The organism is Actinotalea fermentans (assembly GCF_007991475.1).
Classification (GTDB): Bacteria; Actinomycetota; Actinomycetes; order Actinomycetales; family Cellulomonadaceae; genus Actinotalea; species Actinotalea fermentans.
The window spans coordinates 33,992-52,138 of record NZ_BJYK01000013.1 but is presented as its reverse complement, the minus strand read 5'-3'; the positions used below and the strand labels follow the sequence as shown (position 1 = coordinate 52,138).

Here is an 18,147-nt window from a genome sequence, read left to right as displayed (position 1 = left end):
CCCCATGAGCCGCACGACCGGCCGGGCCGGCGCTGTCGGCCGGGCGCTCACCGTCCTCTGGCTGACGGCCGCGGCCGCGCTGGCGGGCCTCGCCGCACCCCCCGCCGCGACGGCCGCCGACGAGCCGGACGACGGTCTGCCCCTCGACGTGCGCGTCGCCGCGGTCACGCCCCAGGTGCTCCAGCCCGGCCAGGACCTGACCGTGACCGTGCGGGTGCGCAACGACGGGCCGACGGCCGTGGAGCAGCCGCGCGTCGTCCTCTCGATGGACCGGACGGCGTTCATCGGCCGCTTCTCCCTGGACCGGTGGCGCACCGCGGCGCCGACGGACCCGGTCGGGACCGACCTGGTGGTGGCCGACCTGCCGGCGGCACTGGCGCCCGGTCAGCAGACCACCGTCGACCTGGTGCTCCCGGCGAACCAGGTGCGGCTGTCCACCCGCGCGACCTCCTGGGGGGCCCGTGGCCTGGCGGCGAGCGTCGTCGACCGCGCGGACCCGGCCCGGGTGCGCCTCGGCGTCGTGCGGACGTTCGCGCTCTGGTTCCCCCCGCAGGAGGTCAACGCGACGCGCGTCAGCGTGCTCGCACCGGTCGTGGGGCCCGCCGCCGACGCCACCACCGACGCCTGGGTGCCCGCCCTCGAGGCGGCGACGTCGCCCGGCGGGCGCCTCGCCGACGTCCTCGAGGCGACGGCGGACGCCCCGGGCGTCACCTGGCTGCTCGACCCGTGGCTGCTCGACGCCGCGGCGCTGGGCGGGGTCGCGACCCGCGCCTGGGCCGACGAGCTGGTCGCGGGCATGACGGACCGCGAGGTGCAGCTGCTGCCGTACCTGGACACCGACCTCGCCGCGATCGCCCACACCGGGCGCAGCACCCTGGTCGCCACGGCGGTGCAGCGCAGCGAGGCGGCCGCCCGGCAGCACGACCTGCCCGACGCCGCCCGCGTCACCCTCGCGCTGCCCGCCGACGACGAGCCGGACCTCGCCACCGCGGCGATCGCCGGCGCCGCCGACGACCTCGCGCTGCTCGTCGGCCCGGGCACGCTGCCCTCGCCCGCCGTGCTCACCTACACCCCCAGCGGCCGCGCGACGGTCAGCGCGGGCGGCCGGGACGTCACGGTCCTGGTGCCCGACGCGCGGCTGTCGGCCGCCCTGACCACGGGCCGGGTCGCCGTCGACGACGCCCTGCTCGCCCCGACCGGGGCCGTGACGCCCGCGAGCGCGGTGCAGGACCTGCTCGCCGAGCTCGCCGTCATCACGCGCGAGCGGCCGAACGACAGCCGGCACGTGCTCCTCACGCTCCCCCGCGACTGGACCCCGGACGTCGACGTCGCCGCGGCCCAGCTCGCCGCGCTGGCGACGACGCCCTGGGTGCGGGGGGAGCCGGTGTCGGCCCTCGTCGGCCTCGCCGACCCGGAGATCGACCGGGGCACGCTGCCGACGCGCTCCGTCGTGGACACCGAGACGACCGGCACGGAGATCGACACGCTGACCACGACGCTCGACCGCCGCGGGCAGCTCGTGGGCATGCTCGCGGACCCGCAGTCCGCGCTCGGCGACGTCGAGCTCGAGCTGTTGGCGCCGCTGTCGGTCGCCTGGCGGGCGGACCCGGCGGGCCGCGCGGCCCTGGTGGACCGCGCCCGCACCTCGACGGACGCGCTGTCGGACGCCGTCACCGTCGCCCCCACCACCGACGAGGGCATCAACGTCCTGTCGACGTCGGCCGAGCTGCCCGTCAACGTGACCAACGACCTGGCGGAGCCGATCACCGTCGCCGTCCGGTTGCGGCCCGACGACTCCCGCCTGCGCGCCGACGACCCGGTGGCGGTGACCATCCCGGCGCAGACCCAGGTCCTCGTGCGGGTGCCGGTGCACGCGGTGCAGAGCGCGGACGTCCAGGTCACGGTCCAGGTGCTGACCCCCGGTGGGACGGTGGTCGACGACGACACCTCCTTCCTCGTGCGCGTGCGCGCCGAGTGGGAGGGCATCGGGACGGCCGTCGTCGGCTCGCTGCTGGCGCTCGGCCTCGTCGTCGGTCTCGTGCGCACCATCCGGCGCGGCCGCACGGCCCGGCGAGCGGCCCCCGAGCCCGACGCCGGGCCCGACGCCCTGTCGCCGGAGGAGGACGAGGAGGAGGCCCGCCCGTGAGCGAGGAGGTCAGCGCCCGGTCGCTCGGGCGCAGCACGGCGGTGATGGCCGCCGGCACGGCCGTGTCGCGCGTGCTCGGCTTCGTCCGCGGCACCCTGCTCGTCGCCGCGGTGGGTCTCACGAGCGCCCGGGCCGGTGACGCGTTCACCGTCGCGAACACGCTGCCGAACATCTTCTACATGCTCATCGCGGGCGGCGTGATCAACGCCGTCCTGGTGCCGCAGGTGGTCCGCGCGTACCGGTCGGCGAACGGTCAGGAGTACGTCGACCGGCTGCTCACGGTGTCGTTCGTCATCCTCGGCGGCGCGACGGTGGTGCTCTGGGCCGCGTCGCCGCTCATCGTGCGGATCTTCCTCGACGGCGAGCAGGCAGCCCTCGCGACGTCGTTCGCGCTGTGGTGCGTGCCGCAGGTGTTCTTCTACGGCGTGTACACGCTGCTCGGGCAGGTGCTGAACGCGCGCGGCAGCTTCGGGCCGTACATGTGGGCGCCCGTCGTGAACAACGTCATCGCCATCGCGGGCCTCGTCGTGTTCATCGCCGCGTTCGGCACGTGGGAGAAGCCCGCGCACGGGGCGGTCGAGGACCTGTCGGTGTGGACCGGCGGGCGGGTGTCGCTGCTGGCCGGAGTGGCGACGCTCGGCGTCATCGCCCAGGCCGTGGTGCTGATCTGGCCGCTGCGCCGACTGGGCTTCCACTACCGGCCGCGGCGGGGCTGGCGGGGCGCGGGGCTCGGCTCGGCCGGCCGGGTGGCCGGGTGGACGTTCGCCGCGCTCGCCGTCGGGCAGGTGGGCGCGTTCGTCGTCATGAAGATCGCCGCGCTGGCCCCGAACGTGGACCGCACCCAGCTCGGCGTCCCCGGCAACATCGCCTACACCAACGCGTTTACGATCTTCATGCTCCCGCACTCCCTGGTGACGGTCTCGCTCATCACGGCGCTGTTCACGCGGCTGTCGGACCACGCCGCCGCCCGCGACGTGCGCGCCGTCCGCGCCGACTTCTCGCACGGCCTGCGGACGATCGGCGTCTTCACGCTGTTCACCGCGCCGGCCATCGCCGTCATCGCGGTGCCGCTGCTGCGCGCGCTGTACCCGAGCACGGCGCAGTCCGACGCGGCCTCGATGGCCCCGATCATCGTCGCGTTCATGTGCGGCCTCGCGGCCGTGGGCGCGTGGTCGCTCGTCCAGCGCGTGTTCTACGCCTACGAGGACGCCAAGGGCCTGTTCCGGATCCAGGTCGCGATGGCGGGCGTCGTCGTCGCGGTGTCGGTGCTGGGGTGGCTCGTGGCCGAGCCGCGGCACTGGGTGGCCTGGGCCGCGGCGGGCATGTCGCTGTCGTACGTCCTCGGCGCCGTCTGGGGCGGCGCCCAGGTCTGGCGGCGCCTGGGCGGCGGGCTGAGCCGGATCATCCGCCTGCACGTGCGGGCCGGGCTCGCCGCCGCGATCGCCACCGGCCTCGGCTGGCTGATCAGCCGGGTCTTCGGGAACCTCGCGGGGTCGTCCTGGTTCGTCGCCGTCTTCGCGTGCGCGCTGGTCGGCGTGGTGATGGTGGTCGCGTACGGGCTGGCGCTGCGGTGGCTCGGGGTCACCGAGCTCGACGACTTCCTGCGGCCGCTGCTCGGTCGGCTGGCACCTCTCACGCGGCGCCTGGCGCCGATCACGTCCCGCCTCGGGCCGCTCGGTGCGCTGCTGGCGCCCCCGGCCGAACCGTCGCCCCGTAGCATGGGCTCGCCCGGCACGGGCACGCCCGGACCTGCGGCGGCGCCGTCGGCCGTCGCCCCGGCCGTGGTGCCACCCGGGGTGGGGTACGGGCGCTTCGGGCGCCCCGAGCGCGGAGGTGATCGTCTGGACGCCGTCATCGGGCGTGGCACGCTGCTGGCCGGGCGCTACCGGCTGCACCAGCCCGTCGCCGCCGACCTCCCCGACGCCCAGACCTGGACCGCGCGCGACCAGATCCTGGACCGCCCGGTCCGCGCGCTCATCCTCACGGGCGGTGGTGCCGGCCCCGCGCAGGACGCCGCCCGCCGGGCCGCCCTGGTCTCCGACCCGCGACTGCTGCGCGTGCTCGACGTCGGCGACCACGAGGGCGTCGCGTACGTCGTGACCGAGCCCGTCGTCGGCCAGGACCTGGGCCGGCTGACCGCCAACGGCCCGCTGCCCGCCGACCAGGCCCGCGCCATCGTCGGCGAGGCCGCCGCGGCCCTCGAGGTCGCCCGGCGCCGCGGGGTGCACCACCTCGCCCTGCGCCCGGAGGCGGTCCACGTGACGCCCGACGGCGCCGTGCTGGTCACCGGCCTCGCCGTCGACGGCGAGCTGTTCGGCAACGCGCACGGCGACGCCAAGTCGACGTCCCGCGCGGACACGGTCGGGCTCGTCGCCCTGCTCTACCTCGCGCTGACCGGCCGGTGGCCGGCCGCCTCCGACGCCGCCGGCACGCCGGGCACCACCGAGGCGGGCACGACGCCGGTCGCGCCATCCGTCGCGGGGGCGCCCGTGCCGCCCGCGGAGCTCAGCCCCGCCGTCCCGCCCGACCTCGACACCCTGTGCGCCGTGACCCTCGGGCCGCACGACGACGGCCCGCACAGCCCCGGAGAGCTCGTCCGCGAGCTCGAGCCGTGGCCCGCGATCGACGCGGCCGCCATCTACGACTCGCTCGACGCCGCCGCACGCGCGGCCATCGTGCCGTCCGGCCCGTGGGACGAGGGTGGCCCTGGGGGCGAGCCCGGCGCGGCCGCTCCTGGCGGCGCCGGTGACGCCCGTGACGCCGGGCGCCCCGGCGGAGCTGCGGGGCCCGGCGGCCCGGGGGCTGCGCTCGGATCCGCGCCGGCGGCGGCGCGCGTCCAGCGGCAGTCCGTCCGTCAGTCCGTGCGCCCGGCCGCCCCGGCGGGGCAGCTCCCGCCGACGGGCGCCGTCCCCGGTGCCGTCCCGCCCGCGGCCGGCGGCCTCGTGACGGGGGTGCCGGCGTCGGTCCGTGGACCCGTCGGGTCGGGTGCCCTGCCGCCGGCGGTGCCGCCCGTCGTCCCGCCGTCGGGCCCGCGCCCGGTGGGTGCCGGGACCCCGCGCGGCTACGACGCGGGCTTCGACGCGCTCCTCGACGAGCCCGTCCCGCTGGCGCGTCGACGCTTCAACGCGACGCCGATCGTGCTGGGTCTGGTCGGCCTGCTCGTGGTCCTCGGGCTGGTCTGGGCCTGGAACGCGCTCATGGCGCCCGCACCGCCGCTGGGCGGTGAGGAGGGCCTCGGCCTGACCGAGCAGACGCCGGGTCCCGACGAGTCGGCGTCGGAGGAGCCGAGCGCCACCCCGACGACGCCACCCGCCGAGGAGGGGGCCGCCCCGGGGGCCGCGCCCGTCATCGCGAGCGCCCAGATGCTCGACCCGCCGCCGGGCGGCGACAACAACGAGCACCCCGAGGCCGTGCCGCTGGCCATCGACGGCGACCCGTCGACGTTCTGGTTCACGCGCACCTACGCCTCGTCCACGTACGGGATGAAGGAGGGCATCGGCTACGCCGTGACCCTCGCCCAGCCCGCGACGGTGTCGACCGTGCGCCTGCAGGTCAACGGCACGGGCGGGATGGTCGAGGTCCGCGCGACGGATCCGGCGACGCCGACCACGGGCGAGGTGCTCGCGCACGGCGCCCTGTCACCGGACACGGTCCTGACCCTCGACCCGCCCACCGAGACCCAGACCATCGTGCTGTGGTTCACGGAGCTGCCGACGACGCCCGACGCGCGGATCCGCCTCGAGCTCCTGGAGCTCCAGGTCTCCTGAGCGCCGCCGTTGCCACGGGTTCACCCAGCGGTCGCCCGTGCGTCGGAGGGGCGTGGGAACATGGCACATCTAGGATCTGTTGACGCCATCGGCACAGCATGTTGTGGCGGGACCAGGAACCGCTGACCGCCCGAGAACTCCAGCAGTGAGGACGAACGTGACCGAGAACCCCCGCGACCTCGTCATCGTCGGGTCCGGACCGGCCGGCTACACCGCGGCCATCTACGCCGCGCGGGCGGGCCTGGCGCCCGTCGTCGTCGCCGGGTCCGTGACCGCCGGTGGCGCGCTCATGAACACCACCGACGTCGAGAACTTCCCCGGCTTCGTGGACGGCGTCATGGGCCCGGACCTCATGGAGACCATGCGCAAGCAGGCGGAGCGCTTCGGCGCCGAGATCCTGTACGACGACGTCACGCGGCTGGAGCTGGACGGCCCGGTCAAGACCGTGGTCACCGGTGGCGGCGAGACGTTCCGCACGCGCGCCGTCATCCTGGCGATGGGCTCCGCGTACCGCGAGCTCGGCCTGCCCGAGGAGAAGCGGCTGTCGGGCCACGGCGTCTCGTGGTGCGCGACCTGCGACGGCTTCTTCTTCCGCGGCCAGCACGTGGTCGTGGTGGGCGGCGGCGACTCCGCGATGGAGGAGGCGACGTTCCTCACCCGCTTCGCCGAGACCGTGACCGTGGTGCACCGCCGCGACGCGCTCCGCGCGTCGAAGGTCATGGCCGACCGGGCGCTGGCCGACCCCAAGATCCAGTTCGCGTGGAACAGCGAGGTGGCCGCGATCTCCGGCGACGCCAAGGTGTCGGCCGTGACGCTGCGGGACACCGTGACGGGCGCCGAGCGCGAGATCCCGGCGACGGGCGTGTTCGTCGCCATCGGACACGTGCCGCGCAGCGAGCTCGTCACCGACCAGGTGGCCGTGGACGCGGAGGGCTACGTCGTCACCGGCGGCGAGGGCCGGCGCGGGACCGCGACGAGCGTCCCCGGCGTCTTCGCGTGCGGCGACCTCGTGGACCACACCTACCGTCAGGCGATCACGGCGGCCGGCTCCGGCTGCTCCGCGGCGCTCGACGCCCAGCACTACCTGGCGGCGCTCGTCGACTCCGTCGAGCCGCCGACGCCCGCCACCCTGCCCGAGAAGATCGAGGAGACCCTGTGAGCACTGTCCACGTCACCGACGACACGTTCGAGGCGGAGGTCCTGAAGTCGGACGTCCCCGTCCTCGTCGACTTCTGGGCCGAGTGGTGCGGACCGTGCCGCCAGGTCGCCCCGATCCTCGAGGAGCTGTCCGACGTCTACGCGGGCCGGGTGAAGATCGCGAAGATCGACACCGACGCCAACCCGCGCATCGCGCAGGCCTACGGGATCATCTCGATCCCGACCCTGAACGTGTACCAGAACGGCGAGCTCGTGAAGCAGATCGTCGGCGCGCGGCCGAAGCCGGCCCTGGTCAACGAGATCGAGGACGTGCTCGCCAACGCCTGACGCACCCGCGCCCGTCCCGCGCGCAGGCGTAGGGTCGCGCGGCAGCAGTTGACGACCGACGGCCCGTGGGAGGTGCTCCCGCGGGCCGTCGGCGTCTGCGGAGCGGCCCGGACCCGCCCGCCGTCCCGCGATGCGGACACTCGCGACGCCCCGGTGGGACGAATGCTGTGCAACGTCGCCCGGCGTGCGTGGCAGACTCGCTTCATGACTCCCCAGACCGGCGAGCCGATCGGGCAGGTGACGCCTGCCACCGGTGGCGCCGCCCCCATCGCCCAGCCCGTCAGCGGGACCCGCCTCGACCCGTGGTTCGGCACCTACGCCGAACGAACCCACGGCATGCGCGCGTCCGAGATCCGAGCCCTCTTCGCCGTCGCGAACCGGCCCGAGGTCGTCTCGCTCGCCGGGGGCATGCCCTACCTCGACGGGCTGCCCCTGGAGGCGCTCGCCGAGTCGGCCCACGAGCTGGTGCTGAAGCGGGGGACGACGGCCCTCCAGTACGGCGCCGGCCAGGGCGACGAGACCCTGCGTGAGCAGATCCTCGAGATCATGCGGATGGAGCACATCCACGCCCATCCCGACGACGTCGTGGTCACCACCGGCTCGCAACAAGCACTCGACCTTGTGACGCGGCTCTTCGTGAACCCGGGCGACGTCATCGTCGCGGAGGCCCCCAGCTACGTCGGCGCCCTCGGCGTCTTCAGCTCCTACGAGGCCGACGTCGTGCACGTGCCCCTCGACGAGGACGGCCTCATCCCCGAGGCGCTCGACGAGACGCTCACCCGCCTGAAGGCCGAGGGCCGGCGCGCGAAGCTGCTCTACACGGTGCCGAACTTCCACAACCCGGCGGGCGTGACCCTGTCGCCCGAGCGGCGCCCGCGCATCCTCGAGATCGCGCGGCGGCACAACGTCCTGGTGATCGAGGACAACCCGTACGGACTGCTCGGCTTCGAGGGTGAGCCGTACCCGGCCATGCGCGCGATGGACGAGACCGGGGTGGTCTACCTCGGGTCCTTCTCGAAGACCTTCGCGCCGGGCTACCGGGTCGGGTGGGCGGTCGCGCCCCCCGGCATCCGCGAGAAGCTCGTCCTGGCGAGCGAGTCCGCGATCCTGTGCCCGTCCAACGCGTCCCAGCTCGCGGTCTCGACCTACCTGACGAACCACGACTGGCGCGGGCAGATCAAGGCGTACCGCGAGATGTACCGCGAGCGTCGCGACGCCATGGTGGGCGCGCTGGCCGAGTACATGCCGGAGGCCACGTGGACCGTCCCCAAGGGCGGCTTCTACACGTGGGTGAAGCTCCCGTACGGCATCGACGCCCGGGCGATGCTGCCGCGCGCCGTCACCGCCCTCGTCGCGTACGTGTCGGGGACCGCGTTCTACGCCGACGGCCAGGGCTCGGACCACATGCGCCTGTCGTTCTGCTACCCGACGCCGGAGCGCATCCGCGAGGGCGTGCGCCGACTGTCGGGCGTCGTCGCGGCCGAGGCGGAGCTGGTGCAGATCTTCGGCACGGACGCCCACCCCGACGCCGGCCAGGTGCAGACCGCCGGGCCCGAGACCGTCTGACCCGCATCGCCCGGGGAGGCTGCGGCCGGTCCGGTCGTCGGGCGTCCCGCCGTTCTGCGAGGGGGACCGATTGGTGGCGGTCTCGTGCGCGCTGCGAGACCGACTGATCCGGCTCCCCCCCGCGCCGCGGGGCGTGTTCTGACGCTCAGCTGCCTCGTCCACGCCGCTCTAGAGCGAATGCTCTAGAGCGGCGTGGGGGGTCGCGGCGGAGCTCAGCGGAGCAGGCCCGGGTCGTCCGGGGCGATGACGTCGAGGATGCGGTTCAGGTCCTGGACCGAGGCGAACTCGACCGTGAGGCGGCCCTTGGTCTTCCCGAGCGCCACCTTGACCCGGGTGTCGAAGCGGTCGGAGAGCCGCGACGCCAGGTCGTCGAGCGCGGCGATGCGGTCGCCCGGACGGGGCGCCCGCGGAGCCGGCTTGGGCGCCTCCGGCTCCCCGCCGAGCGCGACGATCTCCTCGGTCGCGCGCACGGAGAGACCCTCCGCGACGATCCGCTGCGCCAGCCGCTCCATGGCCGCGGCGTCGGGCAGGCCGAGGAGGGCTCGCGCGTGGCCCGCCGAGAGGACACCGGCTGCGACCCGTCGCTGGACGAGCGGGGGGAGGCGCAGCAGGCGGATGGTGTTCGTGATCTGCGGACGTGAGCGGTGGATTCGCTGGGCGAGCTCGTCGTGGGTGCAGGAGAAGTCGTCAAGGAGCTGCTGGTAGGCGGCCGCCTCCTCGAGCGGGTTCAGGTCGCTCCGGTGGAGGTTCTCGAGGAGCGCGTCGCGCAGCAGGTCGTCGTCGGTGGTCTCCCGGACGATGGCCGGGATGGTCTCCAGGCCGGCCTGCTGGCTCGCGCGCCACCGACGCTCGCCCATGATCAGCTCGTAGCGCGCATCGCCCTCGGCCGGCTCGAGCGGCCGCACGACGACCGGCTGGAGCACGCCGATCTCCCGCACCGACGCGACGAGCTCGACGAGTGCCTCCTCGTCGAAGACCGTCCGGGGCTGCCGGGGGTTGGGCCGGATCTGCCCGAGGGGGACCTCGGCGAACCGGGCACCCGGGACGGGGACCAGCTCGGGGCCGTCGTCCGCGACCGTCCCGGGCGTGGTGTCGGGTCGGGCGAAGGAACCGGCCGCCGCGCCGTCGAGCGGCTCGCGGCCGTCGACCGAACGGCCGTCGCGACCAGCGCCGTCGGCCGCCGACCGCGCGCCATCGGCACCGTCGGGCGGACCGGGGAAGAACACGTCGACGGGCCTGGCGTCGCGCTCGTTCCCCGTCGGGATCAATGCACCCAGCCCTCGGCCCAGACCGCGGCGCTTCTCGGCCATCAGTACTCCTTCGTCTGGACGTCGTCGGCGGCGGCGGCAGCCGGCACGGCGGCGACGGGTCGCGCACGCTCGGCGAGCTCGCGGGCCGCGGCCAGGTACGACAGCGCCCCCGTCGATCCCGGGTCGTAGGTCATCACCGTCTGGCCGTAGCTGGGCGCCTCGGAGATGCGGACCGAGCGGGGCACGGTCGTGCGCAGGGTCTGCTCCGGGAAGTGCTCGCGCACCTCCGCGGCGACCTGCTGCGCCAGGTTCGTCCGGGCGTCGTACATGGTCAGCAGGATGGTCGAGACGTGCAGCAGCGGGTTGAGGTGGTTCTTGATGAGCTGCACGTTCTTGAGGAGCTGGCTCAAGCCCTCGAGCGCGTAGTACTCGCACTGGATGGGGATCAGGACCTCGCGCGCCGCGACGAAGGCGTTGACCGTCAGCAGACCGAGGCTCGGCGGGCAGTCGATGAAGACGTAGTCGAGGCGGTCCTCGCCGACAGCTGCCCGATGCTCGAGGTAGGCGGTGAGCGCGTTGCGCAGTCGGTTCTCTCGGGCGACGAGTGAGACGAGCTCGATCTCGGCGCCGGAGAGGTCGATGGTCGCCGGGGCGCACAGGAGGCGGGGGATCCGGGAGGATCGCTGCACCACCGCGGCGAGCTCCTCGTCCTCCACGAGCACCTCGTACACCGAGGGCGTGCCGGCGCGGTGGTCGACGCCGAGCGCGGTCGACGCGTTGCCCTGCGGGTCGTTGTCGATGACGAGGACGTTGAGACCGGCCTGCGCGAGCGCCGCCGCGAGGTTGACCGCGGTCGTCGTCTTCCCGACGCCACCCTTCTGGTTCGCGATCGTCAGCACCCGCGTCGACTCCGGGCGGGGGAATCGGCGACCGGACAGCTCGATGCGCCGTCGTGCGTCCGCGGCCAGCTGGGCGGCGAGCGGCGTGCTGTCGTCCACCTGGGGCAGCCCGTCGATGATCGCCGCCCGCCGGGCGTCGTCCGAGGCGTCCTCGTGGACCTCGTGGTACTCCACCGCTCCTCCTGCTCTCGGGTCGGTCACATCCTGCCATCCGGGAAGCGCCCGACGGTCCGCCTGCACACCTTCCCGTCCCCCCGAGGCGCGTTCGACGCCCGGGGGGCCGCGCGGCCTCAGCGGCGCCGTGGTCGCTTCGGCTTGCGGGCAGGCGGGGCGGGCCGTACCCGGACCACACGCACAAGACCCGTCGGCTCGACCCCGGCGATCGTCTCCGCCCGGAGCAGCTCCGCCGGTGCACCGCCGAGCCGTTCGATGAGGGACGCGGCGGCGTCGACCTCGTCCTGTGCGCGCGAGCCCTTCATCGCCAGGAGCGATCCACCGACGCGAACGAGAGGGAAGCACCACGTCATGAGGCGGTCGAGAGGCGCGACGGCTCGCGCCGTGACGACGTCCGCCTCCAGCTCACCGTGGACCTCCTCCGCCCGACGCTGGACGACGGTGACCGCGTCGAGCTCGAGCAGCTGGGCCATCTCGCGGAGCCAGGTCGCACGACGCTCCATCGGCTCCACCAGGACGACCTCGAGGTCCGGCCGGGCGCAGGCGATCACGAGGCCCGGCAGGCCGGCGCCGCTGCCGACGTCGACGACCGTCCCGGCGGCCGGGAGGAAGGGGAGGAGCGACGCGGAGTTGAGGAGGTGCCGCTCCCAGAGGCGTGGGAGCTCCCGGGGTCCGATGAGGCCACGCAGCACGCCCTCCGCGGCGAGAGCATCGCCGAACGCGGCGATCTTGTCGTACCCCTCACCGAGGAACTCCTTGGCCTGGCGGCCGACCTCGTGATCCACCTCGCCGGCCGGCACGCTCTCCATCCCCCGAGTGTTTCACGTGAAACGAGACCCACGATCGAGCTGTCCTCGCATCCGACCCCACGGCTCGGCCTAGTCCGGATCCTGCCCAGCAGAAGAGCCGTACCAGCAGCACGAGCCTGTGCTGTCACGGCCGCCCGATGCGCCGCACGCTGCCGCACTGAGGTGTCTCGTCGTCGCAGAGTGACCGCCGCCACCTCGACCCCTGCTGTGGGCTCAGCACTGGTCCAACCTGAAGAGGGGAGGCGAGGAATCACCTGCGCCGACCTGGCTTGGGGAACCCGGCCTGGTGCATCCCGCTCGAACCATCCAGCTCGACTCAGACAGCTCGGGCCATCCGGCGCGGTCAACCCGGCTCGGCCCGCCCGCTTGGTTCACCTGGCTCGGTCCACGCAGGACCGTCCGCCCGGCTCGGGCCACGCGGGACCGTCCACCCGGCTCGGTCGACCCGGCACGGGATCTTCGCGTGCCTGTCGCATGCCGACGCGCGGCCTAGGTCTCGAGGCACGCCAACCAGCCAGCGGCAGTGCGGCGCAACGGCCACCACACAGGCCTTCGCTCAGGGCTCGACCGGGTGAACGCTCAGGCGGCATGTCGACACCACGCGGGGCACAAGGCAGGCCGCGCCGGGAAGACGGACGTAGCGACACGACCACGGCAGCGTCCGTGGAGGCCTCCGCGTTTCACGTGAAACACGGAGGTGCCCTGGGTACGTCCAACTGTCGCGGAGGCTCCGCCACGACCAGCCACGATGTGGCTCAGCCCCTCGCGTCGCGGCTCCGGCCCGGACCACGCCAGATCGACCGGACGCCGACCGCGGCCTGACGAGCTTTCGTGGCACCACAAGCCAGCCCCGCCAGGGAGAGCTCCTCGGCTGAGAGCACGGGCAGGGGACCGGTACTCGACACGTGCCTGGCCCATCGCAGGTGTACGCACGACCCAAGGCCGGCGATGCATCGGTGAAGCCCGGTCACAGACGGGCGGAGTGGAAGCTCGGCGAACCCGGCCTCGTCGGCCTCGCTGTTTCACGTGAAACCGGAGATCCGTCACTGACCTTCGTGCGCTTGCAGGAGTGCCTCCATGAGTCACAGCCTTCGCGAAGACGTCCGCTTGTCAGCCCCTGTGGACCTGGATACGAACGAGGCCCCGGTTTCACGTGAAACCGGGGCCTCGGGGCTGACGTCAGTGCCTCAGTCGGCGGGGTGGATCACCACGTGACGGTCAGGCTCTTCGCCCTCGCTGTCGCTCACCAGTCCGGCTGCCGCGACGGCGTCGTGCACCACCTTGCGCTCGAACGGGTTCATCGCGTCGAGAGCGACCTTGCTGCCCGTGGCGCGCACCCTCGCGATCGCCTCCTTCGCGACGTCGACGAGCTCTGCACGACGACCGGCGCGGTAGCCGGCGATGTCCAGCATCAGCCGGCTGCGCTCGCCCGTGCGCGTCTGGACCGCCAGACGGGTCAGCTCCTGGAGCGCCTCGAGCACCTCACCATCGCGCCCGACGAGCCGCTGGAGGCTACGCCCCGCCGACCCCTCTGCGACGATCGCGAGCGAAGCACGCTGGTGGTCGACGTCGATGTCGATGTCACCGTCCGCGTCCACGATGTCGAGCAGCTCCTCGAGGTAGTCCGCGGCGATCTCGCCCTCTTCCTCGAGACGCCGAGTCAGGCTGTCGTCAGGGGTCGCGGCTGGTGCCGTTGCCGAGTCGGTCATGTCTCTCCTCGAAGTCCCGTCGGTCACTTCTCGTCCAGGTCCGGCGCAGCGGCGCCGGGTGCATCAGGGGTGTCGGCCGGCGTCTCCGACGTCGGACGCGTCGGGCGGGGACCCTTCGACCCCGGGGCCTTGGGGGCCGTGGCCTTCCCGCCGGCGGCCTTACCGCCAGCAGGCTTCGCACCGGTTGCCCTTCCGGTGCCGGATGCCGAGCCGCCGGCGCCTGCAGGCTTCTCGCCAGCAGGCTTCCGGCCTGCAGGCTTCTCGCCAGCAGGCTTCCCGCCGCCCGCCCTTGCCGCAGGCGTCTTCCCGCCAGCGGCTGAAGCGCTGGTCGAGCCACCCGTCGACGGCTTCGCGCCAGCAGGCTTCGCACCAGGCTTCGCACCGGCAGGCTTCGCACCGTCGGGCCGCGCGCCGGCGGGACGCGCAGCACCGGTCCCACCAGCCGCCGTCGTGGGCCGTGCGCGGTCCTTGCGAACCGGCTGCTGACGCTGACCGCGGGGCTTCTCCGGCTCGGCCGCCTCTTCCTCGAGCACGATGCCGTGCTTCGCGGCCTTGCGCGCACGCCGCTCCTTGAGCAGGCGCTCTGCCTCCGAGCCCGGGGTCGGGTTGCGTCGGATCACGTAGAACTGCTGGCCCATCGACCACAGGTTCGTCGTGGTCCAGTAGATGAGGACACCGATCGGGAAGTTCACACCGGAGACGGCGAAGATGATCGGAAGGACGTAGAGCAGCATCTTCTGCTGCTGCGCCATCGGGCCCTGGAGGGCCGTCGCCGGCATGTTCTTCTGCGTGAGCTGCTTCTGCGTCGTGAACGTCGTGAGCGACATCGCCACGATGAGCACGACCGTCACGATCTTCACGGACGTCGTCGCCGTCGGCGAGAAGAAGTAGGACGAGATCGGGGCGTTGAAGACCTCGGCGTTCTCGACCGAGCTCGCGGTCGCGCGGTCCATGGGGCCGACGGTGGGGTACTTGCCGCTGGCGATGTTCGGCAGGTTGTTGAGCAGCCGGAACAGCGCGAAGAAGATCGGGGACTGCGCCAGGATCGGCAGGCACGACGAGAACGGGTTCGTCCCGTGCTTCTGGTACAGCGCCATCGTCTCGCGCGTCATCGCCTCGCGGGACGCGGGGTCGTTACGACCCTTGTACTTCTTCTGCAGCGCCTGGAGCTCGGGGGAGAGCATCTGCATCGCGCGCGCGGACCGGATCTGCCGCACGAACAGCGGGATCAGCAGCGCACGCATGATGATCACGAGCGCGACGATCGACAGCGTCCACGTCACGCCGGAGTCGGCCCCGAGCCCGAGGTTCGCCAGGAGGTCGTGGACTCCGACCATGATCCACGCAACCACGATCATGATCGGTTGCAGGAGGGTGTCGTACCAGGACATGAAGGAGTGCTCCTCGGTCAGTGGGCCCCGTGGGCGTGCAGCCCCTCGGGGTGGGCAAGCGTGTGGTCACGCGCCGGCGGCACGTCGTCGATCCCACCCGGTGTCCAGGGGTGGCAGCGCCCCAGGCGCCGGACCGCGAGCCAGCCGCCGCGCACCAGCCCGTGTCGCTGCAGCGCCACGACGGCGTAGCTCGAGCAGCTCGGGTAGTACCGGCACGACGGCGGCGTCAGCGGCGAGATGAAGGTCTGGTAGCCGCGCACCAGTCCGATCAGGATCAGCGCCGGAAGGCGCCGCACGACCGAAAGCGCAGCAACGGGCCGGTCGGCGGGTGACAACGGGGGAGCGTCGACGCTCATCGCGCGTCACCCCGGTCCCCGCCCGGCTGGACGGACTCCATACCGGCCCGACGTACGGCCGCGCGCAGCGCGGAGCGGAAGTCGTCGGTCAGCGTCCCGTAGGCGGCGCCGCTCGACGGGGGAAGGGCGCGCACGACGACGTCCGCCCCCGCGGGGAGCGTCGCTCGCTGCTCGACCACGACACCTCGCAACCTGCGCCGGACCTGGTTCCGGACAACCGCGCCGCCGACGGCACGTGACACGACGAGCCCGACCCGTGTCGCGGCATCGGCGTCGGACACGGCTCGGCAGTGCACGACAAGCGTGCCTCGCCCCGCCCGCGCGCCACGCCGTACGGTCGCCTCGAAGTCGGCGGACCGCCGCATGCGCAGCTCGGCAGGGAGCACGCCGCGCGGGTCAGGCGGAGAGGTTCTCGCGGCCCTTGCGCCGACGCGCCGCGATGATGGCACGGCCGGCGCGCGTGCGCATGCGCAGGCGGAAGCCGTGGGTCTTCGCCCGGCGCCGGTTGTTCGGCTGGAAGGTGCGCTTCGACACGTCAAGCTCCGTAAGGTCGTCCGGTCACCGCCTCGACGGCGGACAGCTGCGCCTCTCCCGACCACGGACGCGCTGGGCGGCGCGCCACGACCTCACGGGAATCCGGGGGGTGGGCACGCCAGCAGGAACCGACGGGAACGGCTGTGCCACGGTACGCGGCAGCACGGGCAAGGGTCAAACGAGTCGGGTCCTGGCCGGGCGGCCACCGAACGGACCAGAATGCACCCGTACGGCGGATTCGCGGTCCCGACACTCCGGGCACCATGTGGATCGGCGATCGCGCGGGCACCTGCCAAGGTCCTCGGATCGCCGTCTCCTGAGCACACCGGAGGGGCCCGCGCGCCCGCCCCTCGTCATGGTCATGCTCCGCACACAGTCTGTGGAGAACTGTGTGGACGACGCGCGGCCGTGCGAGACTTCGCAGGCTTGACGGCGTATCCGAGGCAGCACAGGAGCAACAGGTGGCAGCACAGGACGACTCGGTCGCCCAGATCTGGGACAGGGCGGTCGGGCAGCTGGCCACCGACCCCGCGATGACGTCGCAGCAGCTCGCGTTCATCCGCCTGGCCAGGCCCGTCGGCCTCCTCGACGGCACCGTGCTGCTGTCCGTGGACAACACGTTCACGAAGGACTACCTCGAGACGCGCGTCCGCGGCGAGCTCATCGGCGCCCTCAGCGACGTCCTCGGGCAGGACGCCCGGATCGCCGTCATGGTGGAGGAGGGTCCCGCCGCCGACGCGCAGGACCGCACCGCCGGCCGTCCTCAGGACCGCGCGCCGGTGCGTCCGCTGGCCGACGACCACGCGGCCGACCTCGGGCACACCGACTCCGCGCGTCCCGACGGGCCCCGGCCCGGCGAGCAGGAGGACTTCGACCGGCCGGCGGGGCCCGCCCCCGAACCGCGCCGGTCGGACGAGTACCGCCAGCACGGGTCGGGCAACCACCACCGTGCGCCGGCCGAGCAGCCGCGCCTGAACCCGAAGTACCTCTTCGAGACGTTCGTCATCGGCTCGTCCAACCGGTTCGCGCACGCGGCGGCGGTCGCTGTGGCCGAGGCGCCGGCCAAGGCCTACAACCCGCTCTTCATCTACGGGGACTCCGGGCTGGGCAAGACCCACCTGCTGCACGCCATCGGGCACTACGCGTTCTCGCTCTACCCGGGTGTGCGCGTTCGCTACGTGAACTCGGAGGAGTTCACCAACGACTTCATCAACTCCATCGGCGAGGGCAAGGCCGGCGCGTTCCAGCGGCGCTACCGCGAGGTCGACGTGCTCCTCGTCGACGACATCCAGTTCCTGCAGGGCAAGGAACAGACGATGGAGGAGTTCTTCCACACGTTCAACACCCTGCACAACGCGAACAAGCAGGTCGTCATCACGTCCGACGTCCCGCCCAAGCAGCTCGCCGGGTTCGAGGACCGCATGCGGTCGCGGTTCGAGTGGGGCCTGATCACCGACATCCAGCCGCCGGACCTCGAGACGCGCATCGCGATCCTGCGCAAGAAGGCCGCGAGCGAGCGGCTCCAGGCGCCTGACGACGTGCTGAGCTACATCGGCTCGAAGATCTCGACGAACATCCGCGAGCTCGAGGGCGCGCTCATCCGCGTGACCGCGTTCGCGAACCTCAACCGGCAGCAGGTCGACCTGGCCCTCGCGGAGATCGTCCTCAAGGACCTCATCACCGACGACGACACGGCCGAGATCACCGCCGCCACGATCATCACGCAGACGGCCAACTACTTCGGCCTCACCATCGACGACCTCTGCGGCTCGTCCCGCTCGCGCGTTCTCGTCACCGCGCGCCAGATCGCGATGTACCTGTGCCGCGAGCTCACCGACATGAGCCTGCCGAAGATCGGGCAGCAGTTCGGCGGCCGCGACCACACCACCGTGATGCACGCAAACCGGAAGATCCGTGAGCTGATGGCCGAGCGCCGCTCCATCTACAACCAGGTGACCGAGCTCACGAACCGCATCAAGCAGCAGCACCGCGGCTGAATAGTCACGGCGAGAACACGGCTCTGTTCACACCTGTGGACATCTTTGTGGATGCCCGTGGACG

Annotated in this window: 14 protein-coding genes; 6 read left to right on the top strand and 8 right to left on the bottom strand. The window is 73.0% G+C overall.

The features are described 5' to 3' along the window. Positions 1-4 precede the first annotated feature (4 nt). The 5 genes from AFE02nite_RS16410 to AFE02nite_RS16390 all read left to right on the top strand — a co-directional run bounded on the left by AFE02nite_RS16410 (position 5) and on the right by AFE02nite_RS16390 (position 8,964). Entirely contained in the window at positions 5-2,146 is a 2,142-nt protein-coding gene (locus AFE02nite_RS16410; RefSeq protein ID WP_146820049.1) for a DUF6049 family protein, read from the top strand. Next, positions 2,143-5,913 carry a murein biosynthesis integral membrane protein MurJ gene (locus AFE02nite_RS17880; RefSeq protein ID WP_261765679.1) on the top strand — a complete coding sequence of 1,257 codons (3,771 nt, stop codon included), beginning with the start codon at positions 2,143-2,145 and terminating at the stop codon, positions 5,911-5,913. Before AFE02nite_RS16410 ends, AFE02nite_RS17880 begins: the two co-directional genes overlap by 4 nt. Before the next feature lie 157 nt (positions 5,914-6,070). Further along, positions 6,071-7,072, top strand: coding sequence for a thioredoxin-disulfide reductase (gene trxB, locus AFE02nite_RS16400; RefSeq protein WP_034245471.1), 1,002 nt, complete (start codon positions 6,071-6,073; stop codon positions 7,070-7,072). Next, complete coding sequence (trxA, locus tag AFE02nite_RS16395; protein ID WP_034245474.1) at positions 7,069-7,398, top strand: thioredoxin; 330 nt, start codon at positions 7,069-7,071, stop codon at positions 7,396-7,398. Before trxB ends, trxA begins: the two co-directional genes overlap by 4 nt. Before the next feature lie 336 nt (positions 7,399-7,734). Further along, positions 7,735-8,964 carry an aminotransferase-like domain-containing protein gene (locus tag AFE02nite_RS16390; protein ID WP_456047860.1) on the top strand — a complete coding sequence of 410 codons (1,230 nt, stop codon included), beginning with the start codon at positions 7,735-7,737 and terminating at the stop codon, positions 8,962-8,964. Positions 8,965-9,176: 212 nt separating this feature from the next. On the opposite strand, the gene AFE02nite_RS16385 is transcribed toward AFE02nite_RS16390, so the two are convergent. The 8 genes from AFE02nite_RS16385 to rpmH all read right to left on the bottom strand — a co-directional run bounded on the left by AFE02nite_RS16385 (position 9,177) and on the right by rpmH (position 16,086). Beyond that, the gene (locus AFE02nite_RS16385) at positions 9,177-10,274 is read right to left on the bottom strand and encodes a ParB/RepB/Spo0J family partition protein (RefSeq protein WP_034245477.1); all 1,098 of its coding nucleotides are present in this window, start codon (positions 10,272-10,274) and stop codon (positions 9,177-9,179) included. Continuing rightward, complete coding sequence (locus AFE02nite_RS16380) at positions 10,274-11,287, bottom strand: ParA family protein (protein ID WP_307726062.1); 1,014 nt, start codon at positions 11,285-11,287, stop codon at positions 10,274-10,276. The genes AFE02nite_RS16385 and AFE02nite_RS16380 overlap by 1 nt, the downstream gene beginning before the upstream one ends. A gap of 116 nt (positions 11,288-11,403) precedes the next feature. Next, on the bottom strand, positions 11,404-12,096 hold the full coding sequence (gene rsmG, locus AFE02nite_RS16375) for a 16S rRNA (guanine(527)-N(7))-methyltransferase RsmG (protein ID WP_052113616.1): 693 nt from the start codon (positions 12,094-12,096) through the stop codon (positions 11,404-11,406). A gap of 1,187 nt (positions 12,097-13,283) precedes the next feature. Beyond that, positions 13,284-13,805, bottom strand: coding sequence for a Jag family protein (locus tag AFE02nite_RS16370; protein ID WP_034245479.1), 522 nt, complete (start codon positions 13,803-13,805; stop codon positions 13,284-13,286). A gap of 23 nt (positions 13,806-13,828) precedes the next feature. Further along, entirely contained in the window at positions 13,829-15,196 is a 1,368-nt protein-coding gene (gene yidC, locus AFE02nite_RS16360; protein ID WP_186814593.1) for a membrane protein insertase YidC, read from the bottom strand. A 17-nt stretch (positions 15,197-15,213) separates the two neighbouring features. After that, positions 15,214-15,492: a membrane protein insertion efficiency factor YidD gene (yidD, locus tag AFE02nite_RS16355; protein ID WP_034245481.1), complete on the bottom strand. Its 279-nt coding sequence runs from the start codon at positions 15,490-15,492 to the stop codon at positions 15,214-15,216. Between the two features lie 56 nt (positions 15,493-15,548). Beyond that, on the bottom strand, positions 15,549-15,938 hold the full coding sequence (gene rnpA / locus AFE02nite_RS16350; protein WP_034245483.1) for a ribonuclease P protein component: 390 nt from the start codon (positions 15,936-15,938) through the stop codon (positions 15,549-15,551). Positions 15,939-15,948: 10 nt separating this feature from the next. Then, positions 15,949-16,086 carry a 50S ribosomal protein L34 gene (rpmH, locus tag AFE02nite_RS16345; protein WP_034245485.1) on the bottom strand — a complete coding sequence of 46 codons (138 nt, stop codon included), beginning with the start codon at positions 16,084-16,086 and terminating at the stop codon, positions 15,949-15,951. A 533-nt stretch (positions 16,087-16,619) separates the two neighbouring features. On the opposite strand from rpmH, the gene dnaA reads away from it, so the two are divergent. Then, positions 16,620-18,083 (top strand): chromosomal replication initiator protein DnaA, encoded by a 1,464-nt coding sequence (gene dnaA, locus AFE02nite_RS16340; RefSeq protein WP_407643108.1) that lies wholly within the window; start codon positions 16,620-16,622, stop codon positions 18,081-18,083. Positions 18,084-18,147 lie beyond the last annotated feature (64 nt).